This window comes from Phyllobacterium sophorae (assembly GCF_003010965.1).
Taxonomy (GTDB): Bacteria; Pseudomonadota; Alphaproteobacteria; order Rhizobiales; family Rhizobiaceae; genus Phyllobacterium; species Phyllobacterium sophorae.
In genome coordinates, this window is sequence record NZ_PGGM01000004.1 from 121,938 (window position 1) to 138,407 (window position 16,470).

17 protein-coding genes are annotated in these 16,470 nt (G+C 56.4%); 5 read left to right on the forward strand and 12 right to left on the reverse strand.

Translation table 11 applies throughout. From position 1 onward, the window contains the following. Positions 1–58 precede the first annotated feature (58 nt). A complete protein-coding gene (locus CU103_RS11410) occupies positions 59–520 on the forward strand; it encodes an Lrp/AsnC ligand binding domain-containing protein (RefSeq protein WP_106664057.1) in 462 nt (153 codons plus the stop codon). Between the two features lie 23 nt (positions 521–543). Here CU103_RS11410 and CU103_RS11415 read toward each other — a convergent pair whose 3' ends face one another. The 5 genes from CU103_RS11415 to CU103_RS11435 form a co-directional block, all read right to left on the reverse strand. Further along, positions 544–1,668: a DUF2333 family protein gene (locus tag CU103_RS11415; protein WP_106664058.1), complete on the reverse strand. Its 1,125-nt coding sequence runs from the start codon at positions 1,666–1,668 to the stop codon at positions 544–546. Between the two features lie 105 nt (positions 1,669–1,773). Continuing rightward, positions 1,774–3,060 (reverse strand): DUF6638 family protein, encoded by a 1,287-nt coding sequence (locus CU103_RS11420; protein ID WP_106664266.1) that lies wholly within the window; start codon positions 3,058–3,060, stop codon positions 1,774–1,776. Then, positions 3,060–4,970 (reverse strand): AAA family ATPase, encoded by a 1,911-nt coding sequence (locus tag CU103_RS11425; RefSeq protein ID WP_106664059.1) that lies wholly within the window; start codon positions 4,968–4,970, stop codon positions 3,060–3,062. The genes CU103_RS11420 and CU103_RS11425 overlap by 1 nt, the downstream gene beginning before the upstream one ends. Positions 4,971–4,994: 24 nt before the next feature. Next, positions 4,995–6,146, reverse strand: coding sequence for a hypothetical protein (locus CU103_RS11430; protein ID WP_106664060.1), 1,152 nt, complete (start codon positions 6,144–6,146; stop codon positions 4,995–4,997). A 3-nt stretch (positions 6,147–6,149) separates the two neighbouring features. Further along, entirely contained in the window at positions 6,150–7,238 is a 1,089-nt protein-coding gene (locus tag CU103_RS11435) for a hypothetical protein (RefSeq protein WP_106664061.1), read from the reverse strand. Between the two features lie 229 nt (positions 7,239–7,467). On the opposite strand from CU103_RS11435, the gene CU103_RS11445 reads away from it, so the two are divergent. Beyond that, entirely contained in the window at positions 7,468–7,845 is a 378-nt protein-coding gene (locus CU103_RS11445) for a winged helix-turn-helix domain-containing protein (RefSeq protein ID WP_106664267.1), read from the forward strand. Here the strand turns inward: CU103_RS11445 and modC are convergent. From modC to CU103_RS11465, 4 genes are all read right to left on the reverse strand, one after another. After that, on the reverse strand, positions 7,839–8,915 hold the full coding sequence (modC, locus tag CU103_RS11450) for a molybdenum ABC transporter ATP-binding protein (protein ID WP_106664063.1): 1,077 nt from the start codon (positions 8,913–8,915) through the stop codon (positions 7,839–7,841). The two genes, CU103_RS11445 and modC, sit on opposite strands and share 7 nt — an antisense overlap. Continuing rightward, on the reverse strand, positions 8,912–9,613 hold the full coding sequence (gene modB / locus CU103_RS11455) for a molybdate ABC transporter permease subunit (RefSeq protein WP_106664064.1): 702 nt from the start codon (positions 9,611–9,613) through the stop codon (positions 8,912–8,914). The genes modC and modB overlap by 4 nt, the downstream gene beginning before the upstream one ends. 27 nt (positions 9,614–9,640) lie before the next feature. Further along, on the reverse strand, positions 9,641–10,435 hold the full coding sequence (gene modA / locus CU103_RS11460; protein ID WP_162707070.1) for a molybdate ABC transporter substrate-binding protein: 795 nt from the start codon (positions 10,433–10,435) through the stop codon (positions 9,641–9,643). Positions 10,436–10,628: 193 nt separating this feature from the next. Further along, positions 10,629–11,222, reverse strand: coding sequence for a thymidine kinase (locus tag CU103_RS11465; protein WP_106664065.1), 594 nt, complete (start codon positions 11,220–11,222; stop codon positions 10,629–10,631). A 189-nt stretch (positions 11,223–11,411) separates the two neighbouring features. Here CU103_RS11465 and CU103_RS11470 point away from each other — a divergent pair, with 189 nt between their 5' ends. The 3 genes from CU103_RS11470 to choV all read left to right on the forward strand — a co-directional run bounded on the left by CU103_RS11470 (position 11,412) and on the right by choV (position 14,341). Continuing rightward, positions 11,412–12,353 carry a choline ABC transporter substrate-binding protein gene (locus tag CU103_RS11470; protein WP_106664066.1) on the forward strand — a complete coding sequence of 314 codons (942 nt, stop codon included), beginning with the start codon at positions 11,412–11,414 and terminating at the stop codon, positions 12,351–12,353. Between the two features lie 105 nt (positions 12,354–12,458). Then, entirely contained in the window at positions 12,459–13,301 is an 843-nt protein-coding gene (choW, locus tag CU103_RS11475) for a choline ABC transporter permease subunit (RefSeq protein ID WP_106664067.1), read from the forward strand. Continuing rightward, the gene (gene choV / locus CU103_RS11480) at positions 13,298–14,341 is read left to right on the forward strand and encodes a choline ABC transporter ATP-binding protein (protein WP_106664068.1); all 1,044 of its coding nucleotides are present in this window, start codon (positions 13,298–13,300) and stop codon (positions 14,339–14,341) included. The genes choW and choV overlap by 4 nt, the downstream gene beginning before the upstream one ends. Before the next feature lie 13 nt (positions 14,342–14,354). Here the strand turns inward: choV and CU103_RS11485 are convergent, their stop codons facing one another. The 3 genes from CU103_RS11485 to CU103_RS11495 form a co-directional block, all read right to left on the reverse strand. Then, positions 14,355–14,621 carry a hypothetical protein gene (locus tag CU103_RS11485; RefSeq protein ID WP_106664069.1) on the reverse strand — a complete coding sequence of 89 codons (267 nt, stop codon included), beginning with the start codon at positions 14,619–14,621 and terminating at the stop codon, positions 14,355–14,357. A 163-nt stretch (positions 14,622–14,784) separates the two neighbouring features. Then, on the reverse strand, positions 14,785–15,618 hold the full coding sequence (locus CU103_RS11490) for an ABC transporter ATP-binding protein (RefSeq protein WP_106664070.1): 834 nt from the start codon (positions 15,616–15,618) through the stop codon (positions 14,785–14,787). Next, a complete protein-coding gene (locus tag CU103_RS11495; protein ID WP_106664071.1) occupies positions 15,615–16,469 on the reverse strand; it encodes an ABC transporter ATP-binding protein in 855 nt (284 codons plus the stop codon). Before CU103_RS11495 ends, CU103_RS11490 begins: the two co-directional genes overlap by 4 nt. Position 16,470: the final 1 nt, after the last annotated feature.

The following is a 16,470-nucleotide window of genomic DNA, read 5'->3' on the forward strand; positions in this document are numbered from 1 at the left end:
TCACCAATGAATGTGAGGGAATTGGCGCAAAAAACTAAGAATGGGGAATAATTTAGTGATGAAGAATCTGGACAGCCTCGATCGCAGGATTTTGCGCGAGCTGCAAAAGGACGGGCGCCTTACCAACACGGAACTTTCCGAACGTATCAGCCTGTCACAAACCGCAACGACAGAGCGCGTCAAGCGTCTCACCCGTGATGGTTATATCCTTGGCTACACGGCAAAATTGTCGCCTAAAAAGCTTGATCGTGCAATGCTTGTGTTCGTCGAGATCAAGCTCGACCGGACGACGCCAGACGTCTTTGCGACCTTCGCGGCGGCAACGCGCCGAAATCCGGATGTCATGGAGTGCCATATGGTTGCTGGCGGTTTCGATTATCTTATCAAGGCGCGTGTCGCCGATATGGAACATTACCGGCGTTTTCTCTCGGACGCACTGCTCTCCCTGCCAGGCGTACGCGAATCCCATACCTACGCAGTCATGGAAGAGGTCAAGGAAACGTCGAGCCTGCCGGTGTGACCGGCAGGCTGCATTGACGCCGCCTACTGCTGCAACACCTGCTTGATGTCGATCAGGTTCGAGCGAACGCGCAGAATGTAAAAACCCATCGTCGTCAAATGGTTCGGCAACAGCCAGCCGCTCTCCTTGCCATTGGCGATGATCCACGGCTTGATATTCAATGCGGCGCGCAGCTGGCCATCCATACCGTCCCAAAGCGGTGTCAGATGTTTTTCCTGCAAGACCTGATTGAAATCGACCTGGGCCGCATTCATGAGGCCGTAATACGCATAAAGCTGGCCATAGGCGAACCAGAACCGGTCATCGGCGCGGGTATCGAACCAGCCATAATTATTGTTCTCCGAGCGATCCTTCAGAATGGCCGAGGTCGCGCCGATATCATTGGCAATACGGTCAATGAACTGGATGAGATTATCGGCACGGGCATCGAATATGGCGTTGCAGTTCTCGAGTTTGGAATTGAAAGTCCGCAAATCCCTGACGGCCGAACGGTAATAGCTCGGCGTCGGCGTTTTTGGTCCGAACGGGTTGACGCCGAAGTACCAGGCATCCTCGGTGAACTGCAGATTGCCGCGCGCCTTCTGCAGATCGGCATCGATCTGCGACGTGCCGCGAACGCGGCCGAGCGTATCGACCAGCTCAACCGCCGTGCGCCGCACCGCGGAATTGATGCCGCGCTGGAACGACGCCTTGTTATCGAGAAATGGCGTATTGTCCCAGTCGACACCGAAGAAACCGAGTTTATAGAGCAGCATGGATGAAATCCACGCATTCTGGTTGACGTTGAAATCCGTCAGATCCGCCGTCACCTCGACAATGGCCGACCGGGCGCAGCTTTTCGCAGGCGTTCCGGCCGCCTGCGCGGCGACAGGCTCGCCCGCAGGCACATTGCGGTTCTTGAAATCATAGACCGAAATGTAGTCGGGGTTGAAATTGGTCCAAGCCTGCGTGTTGTAGAAAAAATAGCCGTAGAGGCCGAGCCACACGAGCGCCACTACGCCGAGAACAGCCTTGAGGACAATGCCGCGCTGGCCGTACCAGCTGCCGAGCCAAAGGAACGGCCACAGAATGATGCCGACCAGAAAGCCGATACCGCGTCCAATGTAATAAAAAATCCGGCTGAAGAAATTGATCACGGGCTCGAGCATTCTGTTTCCTTCGCTGTTCAAGTCCATAAGGCCGCCTCAGCAGCCCTCTTGGTCATTCACATAGGTTGTTTCGCGAATATCGACAACGTGCCCGCTATTGATTGTTCACTCATTAAATCCATACAACCGCTTCCTTAGCCCTTCCTTGTCGTTCAAATAAATCGTCTTCAGGGTCTCGACGACATGTTGCTGATAGGGCGGGTTCCAGCTTTCATAGTCCGCAAAAAATCCCGGCTTGTTGAACACATAGCGTGACAGGAAATCCCACGGCACGAAATCGCTGATCAGATGGTTGACCAGCCAGGCATCCGGATGGCGGGGCAGCGCGCGGACGACAAGGAACCGGCGCTTGGGATCGATCTCGGCCATGTTGAGCTGCCCGGTCTGGCCGATCTCGCGCTTGACCGCATTGAGGAACGGCCAGGTGCCGTCATGATTGATCAGGGCGGCATTGGCGTGGATCCATGTCTGCAGCCAGATACGGTCGATATTGGTCAGGTCCCGTTCGGGTTCCAGTGCCTGGATCAGGTGGCGGATGATCATCTCGCCGCGATTTTCCAGATAGCCGGATTGCTCGATCCATGAGGCGCGCGGCAATTCGATGCGCGAGGTGGAGGCAAGAAATTGAAAGACCTGCTCGGCATCCTTGATGGAAATATAATTGACTTGCCAGGGGCGTGAACGCCTGAACCCCGGTGCCGACGGGTCGCCGATAACCGTGGTGGTATTATCGTCGACGAATATATACGTACCGCCGAAATGGCTGGTCCAGAAGGCGCGGTGCCGGAACATGACCTTGTCCGGCACCAGCGAATTCTCGCGTATGTCGCCGGTGATCTTGGCGAGTTCCACCATGCGGTTGAGAAGTTCATTGTTGCGCCAGGCGTCCGGCTCGTTCTCCAGCCGGTCGACCAGCAGCCGCAGTTCCGCGGCCTGCCCCATGACGTTCTCAGCCGAAAGGACCCGGAATTCGACCTGGTTTATCGACAGCAAATCCTCGATGTCGCTGACAACCGAAACCGAATCCTCGATCTCGCCGTAGAGCACATCCTTGATCGTCAACGCATTGATCGCCCGGGAATTGCTGGTGAAAAACTCATACATCAGCTGCGATGTATTGGAGAATTGTGTGTGCACGACCGGCAGGTCAGCCTGCGCCGGTGTTAGAATGATGAAGCGCCGGTTGACGCCATTTGGATCCAGGTAGGACGGGTCTTTCAGTTCCTTGGCGATTTCCGGCGAAAAGCCGGTCCGGTCAATGTCGAATTTCTTGAGCTTGGTCGCAGGAAACCCGAAGGATTTCAGCGCCCGGTTATAGCGCTCGATCAGGTGCGGCTGGTCGACCGTCAGCAAGCGCCCGTAGATCAGATCGTTTTCGTAAAGAAGGTCCATCAGGCGTCCCACTGTCCCTTGGCCTTGAGCCCCTCTACTTCCCGCACCGCCCGTTCGCGCAGTCTCGCATCGCGGACCATCTTGTCCACGGCGGCATCATCGGATTTGTCCGCATAGCGGAATTCCGAATCCGCGTAGCGGTTGGTTTCCTGCAGCACCATCTCCATCGTAAATGGCTTGCGCAGTTCCTCGATCATCGCCTTCTTGTCATCATAGCTTTTGTGCATGAACATTTCGGGCTTCTCAAACCACTCATCCGGCAATTCCACATCCATAGCCCGCATCTTGATCGCATCCGTGACATTCTTGATGGCCCGGCCGGTGAAGCGCGGCTCTCGCTCCTTGATCATATGCAGATAGGTGCCGACATCGGCCAGCGTCTCCGGCTCGCCATTCTCCTTGATGAAGCGGTCGTATACAGCCTTCAGTCCCTCCTCTTGCGGCTTCGACAGTTCGTCATAAGCCGTCTCCACCGCCCTTTCGATCTGCTGAGCCTCGTAGAGCTTGTGATCGCCAAGCGGGATCTTGTGGTTCTTGCCCGCCAGCAGCGTGAAAATGTCGATATAGTCGTCGCGCGTCTGCGGGCCATTCACCAGCCAGCGCGCGCCAGCACGCTGCCGCAATGCGTCATCGACGTTTTCCGGATAGTTGGAAAACATGCCGAACGAGCAATTGCCGCGCACGACAGTCGATGCGCCGGAAAAGGCTTCCATAAGCACACCAGTGATTTCGTGCTGGCCGGAAGACGCACGGTCGTCGGAACGTTTTGCCGCCACCTGATCGATATCGTCGATCGTGCCGAAACCAATCACCCGCGGATTGAGCACATTGGTAACGAACTGCTTGCAATTCTGTCCGGATTTACCCTGATAGGACGAAATCTGGTCGACACCAAAATTCTCGTAATGGAAGGCGTATCCTGCGACCTGACAATAATCATTGACCAGCCCGGCGATCATCTGGATCAGTGTGGTCTTGCCCGTACCCGGTGCACCATCGCCGATAAAGGTGAAGAGGAACCCGCCGAGCTCAACAAAGGGATTGAGCTGCCGGTCGAAATCATAGGCCATCAGCATCTTCGAAAGCTTCAACGCCTGATATTTGGCAATGTGGTTGCCGACGACCTCATTAGGCTTTTTGAATGTCATCACCAGCGGCGTACGCTTCTTCGACGGTGCGACGTCAAATCCGTCGAGTGTGAAATCATCGCTGTCGAGCCGCAGATGCATATCCTCGAAGCTGCCGAGCCCGTCGAAACGGCCCTTGCGCTGCAAGAGCCCGTCTATCGCCAGCGCCGAGTAGGCCTTGGCACGCGACAGCATCGCCTGCTCATCACTCGCGCCGGAAATTGCCCGGTCGAGTCCGGCGATCACTGATTTCAGCGCATCCTGCGTCGTGTCGAAGACGAATTCCGGCGCCGCAATATCGTTCGCTGGCTCGGAGTCCGACTCGATCAATTGCGCGAGATAAGCTGCAAGCGCAAAGGCGCCCACATAGGACGCGGCGGAAAGAAGCCGTTTGAAATGGCTCGCATCTTCACCCTGCAATGGAGCCGAAGCATTGCGTGCCATCAAAGCTTCAAGATCGCTATGGCGCCCGAAAACGTCGCCGATCGCCAACGCGATCGCTACACCGCGCCGTGCCCGAAACAGCAGTGTATGCTGGGCAATGGAGAGCATCTGATCGTCTGGCCGCACGGTCTGGATCGTCTTGGTCAGCTCGACTTCGCGCATCTTGCGCAAGCCGCCGGAGGAAACAGTCGGGACAAACCGCCGGCCGGTCCCGGCAATCCCGGTTCCCGATTTCGCGTCGCCGGCATCCAGGGAAATGAAACGCGTCACCATTGCCTGCGCAACGGCAAGATGCTTGACGATGTCCTTTTCCTCAATCGTGGTCAGACCGATATCCATGATTCTTTCCTCCTCAAATCGGTCTCAAATGCCGCTGATCACCTGGCCGTTGGACAGGATATGCGTCTCAAAGCCTTTGAAAATTTCTGCCGCCTCACCTGAGGCATAGAGCGCCTGATAGGCTTCATGCGGTACAAGTGCGTGTTTCTCATAATGGCTGACACCTTGCCGCGCCGCTTCGAGATCATCGGTATTGATATGGAATTCCTCGCGCGCCGGTTCCGACGACCATAGCCCGCGTTTGCCAGGCTTTTCGGCCTTGGAAAAAACCTCCTGCAATGTCCAGGTCAAGAGCCAGGCATCCTCCGGCTCGCGCACCTGTTCAAGCACATCGGCGACCTTCTGGTTATGCTCGGTGATCCCGGCCGTATAGAATGGTCCAAGCACGACCCGGCGCAATTGCTTCGGATGCAGTTCCGGAAAATCCTGATCAAGGCTCGTCGCAATGGTTACAGGCGACAACGAATAGGCGGAGTTCTTCGCGGCAAAATCATCGAAGCGGCGGGCAAGGTCTGGATTGAGCAGGCCGCCAACAGGGAGAGGAATCCTCACTTTGTTATTGAGCTTGCCGTCCTTGTCGACCAGCGTCTCCACCATGTTTTCCGAAGAATCCTCTATGATGGCCATGTAGATCAACGGTAAATTGGACGCCCCGTCAAATGCTCCCCAATGCACCACGTAGAATGGCCGCAGCGTCTTTGGATTGACCGAAACCCGTATGGTCACGGGCAGGAGGAAAGGCGAGAAGACTTCACCCTGATTGACGGCTTCCAGATAGATCCGCTCTGCCATTGTCTTTTGCAGATCGCGCGGGAATTCGCGGTTGCGCAGAATGAAATCCGCCATCTCGCCGCGCAGCGCTTCTGCTGGCGGAATGGCGGCGAGCCTCTCCTTGGCGTCCTTCTTGTCATTCTCGAGCTCGAGAACGTTCTGGAAAACCGGAAATCCGCTCTCCGCTTTCGAAATGCGAAAGCGCTCGGCAAAACCGAGCCGGTTTCGCCAGCATTCGAAAGAAGCATCGAGCCGCTGCAAGTACTCCGATACAGTCTGCGCAACCAGATCATGCTTGTAGAATGGCGAGTCCTGATTGTTCAGGAAGACGCCCAGCCCATCCAGCGCAGCGCGGATGGCGCCAAAATAGCGTTCTGCTGCTGCCATATCTGTATTGTCGGTCATCGATTAGCTTTTAGCGTAATCGGCAGAATTGTGCTTCTTGAGGACTTCGGAGAACCGGCGCGAGAAGGCATCGTCCGCCAGCTTCTTGCGGCGCTGGATGTCCTGTGAGCTGACCATGTTCTTCTCGTGCATTTCAAGAAGATCGCCGATATGTTTCTGAGCTGCCGCGCCGACACCCGCCATGGTTTCTTCCGCCGCGGTATCCACCTTGCTGCCAAGCGTGTTGATCTTGTGCGCCACATCCTGCTGCGCTGCTGTCTTCAACGAATCTTCCAGCGCCTTGTACAGCACGATGCGCTGTTCGGTGTCGATGGCGAGCTTGTTGATCAGGGTGCTCTGTGCCGCGATCTGGTTGTTGAGCGAATCGACAAAGGTCTGGAACATTGAGGTGTAGCGTTCCAGTGTCTGGCTTTCCGCCAGAAGCTCCTGTTCCTTGGCCTGGCGCTCATTGTATTCGGTCGCAAGCTTCGACCGCTGGCCTTCGAGCTCGGTGCGTGTGCCCTGATCGGTGGAAGCCGCAATGCGGTTTTCGATGTCGAGCAGCAGCGGGTTGAGTTCTTCTATGCGCTTCTGGGCCGCTTCGAGATTCGCAATAGTCGTCTTGCGGCGTTCGATCACCGTGGCAAGGCTCGTCTCGGAGGTTTTGTAGCGCTCATCCAGAACGGCCTTCTGTTCTTTCAGGATTCCGACGATGCGATCCGATTTGGAGAGAAGCTCCTGCAGGTTCCCTGCAAGGGACATATTGCGGACGCGGTCCGACCGCAGGCGCTGCGCCTTTTGCTTCGAAAAGACGCCGACGAATTTTTCCCAGCCGGAAAAGCCCTTCATGCTTTCGAACTCCGAGCCGAAAACATTGGTGGCATCCTCAAGCCCGATGATCAGTTCGGCAATATTGCCTTCCATCACTTTTTGCTGGCGTAGTACATCGGCGATGCGCGCGTTTTCGATGTCGAAATCAGAGGCGCCGATTTTTTCATCGGCCTTGGCGAATTTGTCGAGAACAACGCTGGACTGATCTATTTTCGTCCGCATCTCATTGACCATCGTCCTGGTCTTTTCGATCTCGGAATCAAAACTCTGCAAACTCGCCATCACCCTCTACCCCTATTTCCCAAAAATTAGTTCCTGCCGCGCTGTGCGAATATAGACACGCCACTGTGCGAAAAAAAGCCTTCTGGAAAATGAAAGGTCCGAAGGTAAACTTGCATGCGGAGAATTCGAGCTTTGGCGTTTTCAATAGACCAGTGTAGTCCATGCCGATGTACATCATCGGGGGCCTTGCTATAGATGATTTCGGCAATATAACAACGTGGTCATGACAATGGGCACATCCTCACAAAGGGACCTGAAAACGGTCCTTCGCATCGATTTTCCAAACGGGGAAAGAATCGGTCGCGGAAAGATGCAGCTGCTGGAACACATTCGTTCGACCGGTTCCATTTCAGCTGCAGGCCGTGCGATGAACATGTCCTATCGTCGGGCCTGGTTGCTGGTCAGCGCAATGAACGGCATGTTCTCGCTTCCGGTCGTAGATTCGCAGCGTGGCGGCAAGCAGGGCGGCGGTGCGGTCGTTACAGGGTTTGGCGAGGAATTGCTCAGCCGCTTTCGCGCAATGGAAGCGAAAATCGGAACAGCGGTCGCAGATGATCTCGGCTGGCTCGATGCCAATCGCGCGAAACAAGCAACGGGCGATCAATAAGGTTCCAGCGCAACCGTCTTGATGATCGCGAAGACATGCATTCCCTCCAGGAGGCCAAGCCTCTTGCAAGATAATTCGGTAATCCGCGCCAAAACCAGCGTACCGTCGCAATCAACCTGAACGTCAACCGTGCACGCCTCGTCAGAGTTGATCGCACTGATTTTCCCCTCGAGGATGTTGAGCGCGCTCAACTGTTCCGGCCGGACAGTCGAAAGCATCACGTCTTTGGCCAGGATGTGGACGCGAACTGACTTTCCTTCGGCAATTTCGGCACCCGAAACATAAATTCTCGACGTCTTGAATGCGATGGTCGCAAGTCGGTGCCGCATATCGTAATGCTCGACCCTGCCTTCCATGAGCGAACCAGCTTCCCTGCGACCGGCGGCGATTGAAATGGAAGGCTGGCTCAAAACGACTGAAGCTGTCCCGGCCATAGCCACTTTGCCATCGCTCATGACAATGACGTGATCAGCAAGCCGGGCGACTTCCGCGACTGAATGGCTGACATAGACAATGGGAATGTCGAGCTCGTCGCGGAGGGTCTCGAGATAGGGAAGTATCTCCATCTTCCGCGCTTCATCCAGCGCGGCGAGCGGTTCATCCATCAGCAGCAGGCGCGGTGACGACAGCAATGCGCGGCCAATGGCAACACGCTGTTTTTCCCCTCCGGACAGTTTCTCCGGACGCCGGTGCAGGATCCCCCCGATACCGAGCAGATCTACGATCTTTGCCAAGCTTTCCGCACGTTCGGGTTTTGGGGCGAACCAGCGGCCATAATTCAGATTCTGCTGGACTGTCAGGTGTGGGAACAGCCGCCCTTCCTGAAACACAGTCGCGAAACGGCGTTGGTGCTTGGGTACGAATATGCCCTTCCGCGTATCCACGAGTACGGTGCCGTCGAATTCGACTTTTCCCTGATCAGGCCGCGTCAGACCGGCGATGATTCGGATGACCGACGTCTTGCCGGAACCGGACTGCCCGAACAGTGCCGTGACGCCGCGATTGGAGGTAAAGGCAGCATCGATGACAAACCTGCCGAGCGCATGACGTGATTCAAAAACGAGGGTCATTCGATATCCACCCTGCGCCCAACGAGATAAGCCATGAATTCCGATGCCATCAGCGCCGCCATGGAAATGACGACGGATATGATGGTCAGGCGAAACGCGCCGGCGTCACCGCCGGGCACCTGGGTGAAGGTATAGATGGCAGCAGATAAGGTCTGCGTTTCCCCCGGGATATTGGAGACAAATGTGATGGTCGCGCCAAACTCGCCCATGGCTTTGGCGAAAGAAAGGATCATCCCGGCGATGATGCCCGGCAGGATCAGCGGCAGCGTCACTGTCGTGAAAACCCACAGGGGGCTCGCGCCGAGGGTTCCCGCCGCGTCTTCGAGCTTGCGGTCCACCGCCTCGATCGAAAGCCGGATGCTGCGCACCATCAACGGAAAGCCCATGACCCCACAGGCGAGCGCCGCACCCGTCCAGCGGAAGGAGAGGACGATACCAAAGTGCTCCGCCAGGAAAGCGCCGATCGGTCCGCGCCTGCCAAACAGGATCAGCAGGATGAACCCGGTGACGACAGGCGGCAGGATCAGCGGCAGGTGAATGAGCCCGTTGAGGATCGATTTGCCCCAGAATTGCCCCCGCGCCAGCAACCAGCCGACGAGAATGCCAAAAGGCAGACTGACGAGCATCGCGACAGAGGCAATGCGCAGCGTGAGATGAACGGCGGTCCATTCTTCATTGCTCAGTGACAACCAGTTCAAAACACAGCGCCCCGCGCGTCCATTGCCCTATTCGAGCACAGTGAATCCCTGCTTCTCGAAGAATGGCACAGCCTTCTCCGATTTGATGTAGTCAAACAGTGACACCGCATCGGCATTCCTGCTCTCGGTCAGAATGGCAATCGGATAAATGATCGGTTTGTGGCTGTCTTCAGGGAAAGTACCGACGATTGTAACCTCTTTGTCCGCGGCCGCGTCGGTTTGGTAGACGATGCCATACGGCGCTTCCCCGCGCGACACGAGCAGCAGTGCGGCACGTACACTCTCGGCTCCGGCAACTTTGCTCTCAACTGACGACCATACACCGAGGGATTCCAGGGCAGCCTTGCCGTATTTGCCTGCAGGAACAGAGTCAACTGCACCCATGGCAAGGCGACCATCGCCAAGCAGCTTTGCAAGTTCGAAACCATTTTTAATATCAACCGGTTCGGTTTTGTCCTTCGATGCAACCAGAACGATGCGATTGCCGAGAAGATTCTTGCGGGTGTCCTCTTTGACGAGATGCTTCTTCGCCAAATAGTCCATCCAGTCCAGATCGGCCGAGATGAAGATATCCGCTGGCGCACCCGACTCGATCTGCTTCGCCAAAGCCGAACTCGCGGCATAGGAAATTGTTGCCTCCTTGCCGGTTTCTTGCCCCCACGCCGCAGTGATGTCATCGAGAGCATTCTTGAGGCTGGCCGCCGCGAACACGGTGACCTTTTCAGCTGCCTGTGCTGGTGCTGCTGTCGGCGACAGGCCGAACCATGCCGCCGCGAGTCCAGCAAAAGCCATTTTGATCCATTGACGACGATGAATGCCCATATTCGACCTCCGGTCAGTTCGAGATATTTTTCTGAATATAACGCGTCACGACAGATATCCAGTGTTATATTTGTCAGAATATATTGAAACAGACCTGGGCGCCCGGTTGAGAATTCAGTCTGACGGTCAGCTCGTGCGTTTGCGACCATGGACACCGAAGCGCAGATTATTGCATCCGGCGCGTGTCAGTGGATCAATTGGAGGTTTTTGAAATCCGTCCGGTTTCTTCTTCCCAGTGCTTGCGGCAAAGCGAGACATAAACTGATTTCTCAATCGCCACCTGATCACCCTCGATCAGCGCCTTGCCTTCCGGGTCACGCCGCACGACCATGGTGGCCTTGGCACCGCAATGGCATATTGTCCGGATTTCACGCAGCGTATCGGCAATAGCGAGGAGCTCGGATGATCCCGGGAAAAGCTTGCCCTGAAAATCGGTGCGAAGGCCAAAGCACATGACCGGAACATTGAGCCTGTCAGCAACACGCGCCAGCTGCCAGACCTGATCCTTGGTCAAAAACTGTGCCTCGTCGACGAACACGCAGCTTAGTTCGCTCTCACTATGCGTTGCAGCGATTCGCTCGAACAGCATGTCGCTTTCGTGATAAAGCTCTGCCTCCGCGCTGACGCCGAGGCGCGAGGTGATTCTTCCAGCCCCGTTCTCGGCATAATGTGCGGCGGTAAACAGCATCGTCCGCATGCCTCGCTCCTGATAATTGTAGGAAGCCTGCAGCAGAAGCGTGGATTTTCCGGCATTCATCGCCGAATAGCTGAAGTAGAGTTTTGCCATAGCGTGCTTTAACCAGAATTGAGCCGGCACATGAAGCCTCTCGTAGTCCTTGTCCGTAACTTTTGTCGGAATTTCAACAACTGTCGCTATTTGACTGGATTTATGCGCGCCTATGCTTGAATGCCTGCCGATTTGGTGCTTGGTTCTTGCAAGTATCGACCGGGAAAACCCGGAGAGGGAGAACTAACGATGAACGCACTATCCAAACTCACCATATCGCTCGCCCTGGTGCTTTCGGCAGGCACCGCTTTTGCCGCCGAGCCGGAGAGCTGCAAGACAGTCCGATTCGCCGATGTGGGCTGGACGGATATCACGGCGACTACGGCCGCGACGAGCGAGGTGTTGAAAGGTCTCGGTTATTCGACCGACACGAAGGTACTTTCCGTGCCGGTGACTTATGCCTCGCTCGGCAAAAAGGACATTGATGTATTTCTGGGCAACTGGATGCCGACCATGGCTGCGGACATCAAGCCCTATCTGGAGAACAAGACCGTCGACGATCTCGGCCCCAATCTGACCGGTGCGAAATATACCCTCGCCGTACCGCAATATCTCTACGACAAGGGCCTTAAGGACTTCAAGGATATCGCCAAGTTCAAGGACGATCTCGACGGCAAGATTTATGGCATCGAGCCCGGCAACGACGGCAACCGGCTGATCCTCGACATGATCTCGAAAGATCAGTTCGGGCTCAAGGGCTTTGAACTGGCCGAATCGTCCGAGCAAGGCATGCTGGCGCAGGTGGCCAAACAGACGAAGAGCGAAAAGCCGATCGTCTTCCTTGGTTGGGAACCGCACCCCATGAATACGAACTTCAAGCTCGCCTACCTTTCCGGCGGCGATGACGTGTTCGGGAAGGATTTTGGCGGCGCAATTATCCATACCAATGTTCGCGCCGGATACACGGCTGAGTGCCCGAATGTCGGCAAGTTCCTGACCAATCTCAAGTTCAACCTGCAGATGGAAAACGAGATCATGGGCAAGATCCTCGACGACGGCGAGGACGGCGCAAAGGCAGCATCTGAATGGCTGAAGGCCAATCCGGCAATCCTGGATACCTGGCTTGCCGGTGTAACAACTTTTGACGGCAAGGAAGGCCTTCCCGCGGTCAAGTCGGCGCTGGGGCTCTAAAGCACGATACGCAGCTTCGCCGGCTGAAAGACATAAGAACATAAGCCGCCCGGTTTACCGGCCGGACGGCTTTCTCCGCTCATTCCGACAGAGGGGTAGTTCCGCTTGGACTGGTTAACGCAAGACAAGATTCCGGTTGGCAGGACGGCGAAGGGTATCGTCGATTGGCTCACGAACAACTTCGCCTGGTTCTTTGATGGTCTGGCGACGCTCATGCAGGGTTTCATCGATGGACTCATGTTCCTTCTGAAGTACCCGCATCCGCTGATCATGGTCGCGATTTTCGCCGCCATCGCCTATGCGCTCCGGCGTTCCATCGGTGTCACTATCCTGACGGTTCTTGGCTTCCTTTTCATCCTCAACCAGGGTTATTGGCAGGAGACAATGGAGACGCTGACACTCGTCTTGTCGTCTTGCATTCTATGCATGGGCATCGGCGTTCCGATCGGCATCATTGCCGCGCACCGGCCAAAATTCTACGCGGCCATCCGGCCGGTTCTTGACCTGATGCAGACACTGCCGACCTTTGTCTACCTGATTCCCGCGATCGTCTTCTTCGGCATCGGCATGGTCCCGGGCTTGCTGGCAACTGCAATCTTCGTACTCCCCGCCCCCATCCGCCTGACCCATCTTGGTGTTTCATCGACACCGCTGCATCTGGTTGAAGCAGGCGAGGCCTTTGGCGCGTCGTCGCGTCAGCTCCTGTGGAAAATCGAACTTCCCTACGCCATGCCGCAAATTCTGGCCGGCCTCACGCAGACCATCATGCTGTCGCTCTCCATGGTCGTCATTGCCGCGCTGGTCGGCGCGGACGGACTTGGCGTTCCCGTTGTTCGTGCGCTCAACTCGGTCAACACCGCCTTGGGCTTCGAGGCAGGACTTGTCATCGTGGTCGTTGCCATCGTGCTCGACCGTATCTTCCGTCCCGGCAAGGAGCCAGGTGAATGACCGCGATCACACTGGAAAACGTCTGTATCATTTTCGGCAAGAAAACCGACGACTCTCTCTCGCTTGCCGATCAGGGCAAGAGCCGCTCCGACATCCAGGCCGAAACCGGCCATGTGTTGGGCGTGCACAATTGCTCGATCACCATTGCCGAAGGCGAGATAGTCGTTCTCATGGGACTGTCCGGTTCGGGAAAGTCGACCCTGCTGCGCGCCATCAATCGCCTTAATCCGATATCGCGCGGCTCCGTCGTGGTCCACAATAGCGGGCGATCGATCGATGTCGGGAAAGCCGACAAGACAACGCTGCGCGACCTGCGCAAGCATCTCGTATCGATGGTTTTTCAGCAATTCGGTTTGCTGCCGTGGCGCACGGTGGAAGAGAATGTCGGTTTCGGCCTTGAGCTCTCGGGCGTTCCAAAGGAGGAACGCGCCAAGGCAGTGCAACAGCAGCTGGAACTGGTCAATCTGAAGGACTGGGCCAAGCGCAAGGTTGGCGAACTTTCCGGCGGCATGCAGCAGCGCGTCGGACTCGCCCGCGCCTTCGCAACTGGCGCGCCGATCCTTCTCATGGACGAACCATTTTCTGCGCTCGATCCGCTGATCCGCACCCGCCTTCAGGATGAGCTTCTCAGCCTGCAAGAGCGTTTGAAGAAAACGATCGTATTCGTCAGCCATGATCTCGATGAGGCGATGAAGATCGGCAACCGCATCGCCATCATGGAGGGCGGGCGGATTATCCAGTGTGGTACGGCACAGGACATCCTGCTCAATCCCGCCAATGACTATGTGGCGGATTTTGTCGCCAACATGAACCCGCTCGGGGTTTTGACCGCCGGCGATATCATGGTGCCGCTTGACCGTTCGCGTTCTGCCGACCGGCCCTTTGCTGCGACCGCACGACCGGAGACACCGGTCCGCGAAGTCATGCAGGCGGTGGCGAAGAACAATGGAGATGTTGGCGTTGTCGACAAGGGCACGATCCTTGGCATGATTTCTGCCGACGACATTGTGCGAGGCCTGCTAAAGCACCAGAGACACTAAAGAAAATTGCGCTCTATTCGTCGCTGCCATCGCCCTCATCTTCGCCGGCCTTGCCGGCCGGCTGCCATGAGTGCGGTGCGACCTTCTTCTGCGTATTGGAATCCGTGAAGATCCACCAGCCGGCATCGGTTTCGTCCCACTGTCCACCGGTGGCTTTCAGCCGGTCCAGAGAGCGATACTGCCCGATGGATTCGTTCTCCTGCCCATCCTCATCGGTCCAGAAAATCTGAACCTTGCTGCCGTCCTTCGGCGCTGTTGAAATCGCCTGCTTTTTGCTCATGATATTCTTTCAATTATCCAAGAGTCCGTTTCGGAAGTTGCTGCGGTGAGAGCTGGCGTGGTTTTCGAGAACCGGAGCGCAGCGTACATAAAGCACGTGAGCACCGGAAACGCCGAAAATCGCGTCAAATCACCGCCGCAGCAGGCCCTTACGGTGATCCTCCTCAGGCAGCTACCTTCTTCTTGGCGAGGCGCGCCTTGATGCTCTCGACGTCGGATTTCGGTGTCGCGGCAAACAGCGTCTTTGTGTAGCTGTGCTGCGGATTGGAGAACACCTCGTCGCGCGTTCCATATTCGACCACTTCGCCATAATACATCACCATCACCTCATCGGCGATATAACGCACCACCGACAGGTCATGGCTGATGAAGACGTAGGTGAGGTTAAACTCGTCCTGCAGGTCGGCCAGCAGATTGAGGACCTGCGCCTGAACCGAAAGATCCAGCGCCGAAACGGGCTCGTCGAGCACCAGCAGGCTCGGGCTCAGCATCAGTGCGCGCGCAATAGCGATACGCTGGCGCTGCCCGCCGGAGAACATGTGCGGATAGCGATTGTAGTGTTCCGGTCCGAGACCAACCTTCACCAGCATTTCCATGGCGAGATCGCGTCGCTGGGCTGCAGTCTTCTTGGTATTGAGCAACAGCGGTTCGCCGAGCACTTCGCCAATCTTCTGGCGCGGGTTGAGCGAGCCATAAGGGTTCTGGAAAATGATCTGCACCTTGCGGCGCATTTCGGATGTAACGCGGTCTTTTGCTATGTTTATGGCCTTGCCGTCGATCAGCAATTCGCCAGATGTCTGCGGGTCGATCAGCGTCAATATACGTCCGAGAGTGGATTTGCCGCATCCGCTTTCCCCGACGATGGCAAGCGTCTTGCCCTTCTCAAGCGTGAAGCTCACGCCCTTGACGGCGCGAACGGTCTTGGCTTTCCCGAAAAAGCTGCCACCGACATGGTAATCCCGAACGATATTGCGCCCTTCGAGCACGATCTCTGTCATGACGGAGCTCCTGAAATCGCCGCTTCGTTTTTCATGAAGTCCGCAACTGTCGAAAGGCGGTCGCCTGTCGCGTTTTCTGGCAGGGCGGAGAGAAGAGCGCGCGTATAGGGGCTCTTGGGCGATTCAAACAGGGAAAGCACATCAGCCTCCTCCATCTTGCGGCCCTTGTATTGAACAATGACGCGATCGGCGGTTTCCGCGACCACGCCCATATCATGGGTGATCATGATCAGGCCCATGCCGTATTTGGCTTGCAAGCTGACGAGAAGGTCGAGGATCTGCTTCTGGATGGTCACATCCAGCGCCGTGGTCGGCTCGTCTGCGATAAGCAATTTCGGATTGCATGCAATGGCGATGGCGATCATGACACGCTGGCACTGGCCGCCGGACATCTGGTGTGGATATGAGCTCAATCGCTCTTCCGGCGTTGGGATGCCCACCTGTTGCAGCAATTCGATTGCACGCCTGCGCCGTGTCTTTGCATCCATCTTCATATGGAAGCGCAGGACCTCCTCCAGCTGGAAACCGACGGTGAAGCAAGGATTGAGGCTTGCCATCGGCTCCTGGAAGATCATGGCGACATCACGGCCAACGATTTCGCGCTTCCGTTTCGTGGTCATTTTCAGCATGTCGTGCCCGTCAAAGGTCATGCTGTCGGCCGTCACCGTCGCTGACTTCGGCAACAGGCCCATCACGGCAAGCATGGCCACGGATTTGCCCGAGCCGGATTCGCCAACGATTGCCAGCACTTCGCGGGCATCGACCGAAAGATCGATACCCTGCACGGCCATGAACTGGCCCGTGCTCGTATCGAAGCCAACCGAGAGGTTTTTGATTTCAAGAAGCGCCATC